Genomic DNA, 2,519 nt, shown 5'->3' with positions numbered 1-2,519 from the left:
CGCGTTGCCCTTGTAGACGTTCTGCGCGGTGAAATCGAGCATGTGGTCGTGGAACCAGTGGGTGCTCATGGTTTCGCGCCAGTCGCCACGGATCTTGATGCTGCCGTTTGCACATGTCTTCAGTCCCGGGTTGGCGTCGTTGACATACAGCGTTTCGCCCGCTGAACAGGGGAACGCTGCGCGCGGATCCTGCGCCTTGGTGTTGATGCTGTCGTAACCGGCCAGTTGCAGCGGCCAGCGGTAATCGTAGTACTGCCCCGGAAAGAAGAACGCGTTTGCAAAGCCGTCGCTTTCTGCGGGGGAGTGACCGTTGTGTTCGTGGGTGCTGAGGGTGTGCAGACCAAAACCGGCGTTGGCCGCCGGGTCGATCGGCAGAGCGTTGTAGTGACGCATCAGCAACGGTTGGCCGTTGCGGACCATCAGCAATTTGGGCGGTACAGTGCCGTCGAAGGTCCACAGCGAGTTGTGATTCTGCACCGGCATCCGGGAATGAAAACGCACGTCGATGCCCCGCGTGGTGCCCGCGGTTTCAGGGATGTCCGAGGTTTGGTAGTAGAGCCCGCCGGGGGCGAATTCGCCGTTGGCGTAGTTGTGCAGTTGTTTTCTGTCACGCAGGCCCTGATTGGTCCGTGCACCCATTTGCACGGTCTTGAACTGAACCTGAGGAAAAAACTCGTTCCAGCGCTGATGCGACCAGCCTTTTCCCGGTGGCCGACCTTCGGCGGGCGAACCCACCGGGTGGCGATTGAGGAAGGCTTCGATCTGCGCCTTCCACGGGTTGCGGTCCAGCACATTGGAAAACTGCGACGGGAACGGAAATAGCCCCGGCTGGCGCATGAACGCTTCAATCGCGGCACTCGACGGGCCGCTGCGGGCGACGTTGTTCGGGTCTTGCTGGGGCGCCGGGCCGGTGGTGGGCACCGGGAATGTCAGGAGCGGTGGCGGGGTGGTCGGGTCGAGTTTTTCCGAACCGAGCTCTTCGAACAGCAACAGTTGCTGGGTGAACGGTTCGGCCCCGAACAAGGGGCTGGGTTTCCCATTAGTGGGGAAGTTGAACGACGTCTGCAAGTTCGGCGGCAGCACGTTGTCGGCCCGTGGTGTGTTTCTGTCACCGAATACGCCGTTGGGCAGGGCCAATGCCCCTTGATTGGCCGCCGGCAAGGTTTTCAATGCCTCCAGCGCTGCATTGGGATCGGCGGGCTGATTGGTGAAGGCCGAGGGATCTGTCGGTGGCGGCGGCCCGAAATCATCGAGCGGTGCAGCACTGGCCGTGGTCAGGCTGAAGGTGATCAGCATCACGGAGAAGGCTCCCGGCCCTCGAAAGAAGACCAGTGAGCTGTGCTCCGATGATGCGATTTTCATGGTTTTCCCCTCGCCTCATGCCCAAATAGCAGCTGCGCTGCAAGGGTCGAAGCAAAAGCCGCGCCATGCGTCGTTAGGAGATAAAAATTATTAATAATCAGTAAGTTGAATTGAGTCTATGCCGTCGACGGGTGAAAGCAGTGCTTACATATGGGGGATATTCCTCACTGTTGGGGAACGATCATCAAGGCCAGGTTTTGCGGGTAAAGCTGAGACAGCACGTTATGATAGGCACGCCCGCGAACACATTCTTCACGTCCGCCCCAGAATCAGAGCCACGAATGCCCCAGATCACCCATTTCAAAACCCCGTGCCCTGAGCACATCAATAGCCAGATCCTGCAAATGGTGGTCGATTACCTGACCGACATCAGCATGGTCGCTATCGCGCCGAGCAACCTGTTGTACAACGTGTACCAGTACGCGATCGGCTACGAGGTTCACCTCTACCTGGAGGCATTGAACGGGGCGAAAGGGATTGCGGTGGAGTTGCTCGTCGCGACCGACGAAGACGACCCCGAGAAGGTCGTCGGCTTCTTGCTGTACCTGCCGGTCAAGGACGATCCCGATGCATGCGGTGTTGCGTATATGGCGGTGAGTGCCAGCCATCGACGCCAAGGCATTGCCCGGCGGATGCTGCGGGAGATGGTCGGCCGCTACCCGCATGCCGAGCTGACGTGCGCGGTGGCCAAGGTTCCGTATTTTGAGGCAATGGGGTTTCAGGTAGTGGGCGTACGCGCGACTCAAGTGCTGATGAACACCCGCGACCACGGCACCGACGGCTTGATGGGCGTGCTGGACGTGGCGTCGATCTACAGCTCGCTGGAGGTGCGACAGATTCATACGTACCTGCTGCAAAAACACGGCAAGCGGGCCATGCACGATGCGGAAAAACAGCGTGACCGACATCTGGACCAGATGACGCGAAAAGCGAATGAGTTTGTGCGCGAGCGACTGGGCGAACTCGGTTAACTGTGGGAGCGAGCTTGCTCGCGATGGCGGCGGATCAGTCGATATTGATGTTGAATGATCAACCGCTATCGTCGGAACGCCGCCCGGAGCAAGCTCGCTCCCACATTGGTCTTGTGTTGGTTGTTGGATCGAATCCGATCAGACGCGCAAAGCCCGGCCAAATGCCGGGCTTTTTTGTGTGCGCCC

1 protein-coding gene and 1 pseudogene are annotated in these 2,519 nt (G+C 59.4%); one reads left to right on the top strand and one right to left on the bottom strand.

The features are described from left to right. A pseudogene (locus VD17_RS32780) lies at positions 1-1,296 on the bottom strand (copper oxidase); the annotation flags it as partial. A 347-nt stretch (positions 1,297-1,643) separates the two neighbouring features. Here VD17_RS32780 and VD17_RS28580 point away from each other — a divergent pair. Further along, complete coding sequence (locus tag VD17_RS28580; protein ID WP_046056757.1) at positions 1,644-2,333, top strand: GNAT family N-acetyltransferase; 690 nt, start codon at positions 1,644-1,646, stop codon at positions 2,331-2,333. Positions 2,334-2,519: the final 186 nt, after the last annotated feature.

Origin of the sequence: Pseudomonas fluorescens, assembly GCF_000968015.1 — a bacterium.
Taxonomy (GTDB): Bacteria; Pseudomonadota; Gammaproteobacteria; order Pseudomonadales; family Pseudomonadaceae; genus Aquipseudomonas; species Aquipseudomonas fluorescens_W.
Note: the sequence above shows the minus strand (reverse complement) of the source record. Positions and strands in the feature narration are given on the sequence as shown.

Coding starts and splice junctions, on each gene's coding strand:
- VD17_RS28580 (WP_046056757.1), top strand. CDS start 1,644: ATGCCCCAGATCACCCATTTCAAAACCCCGTGCCCTGAGCACATCAAT.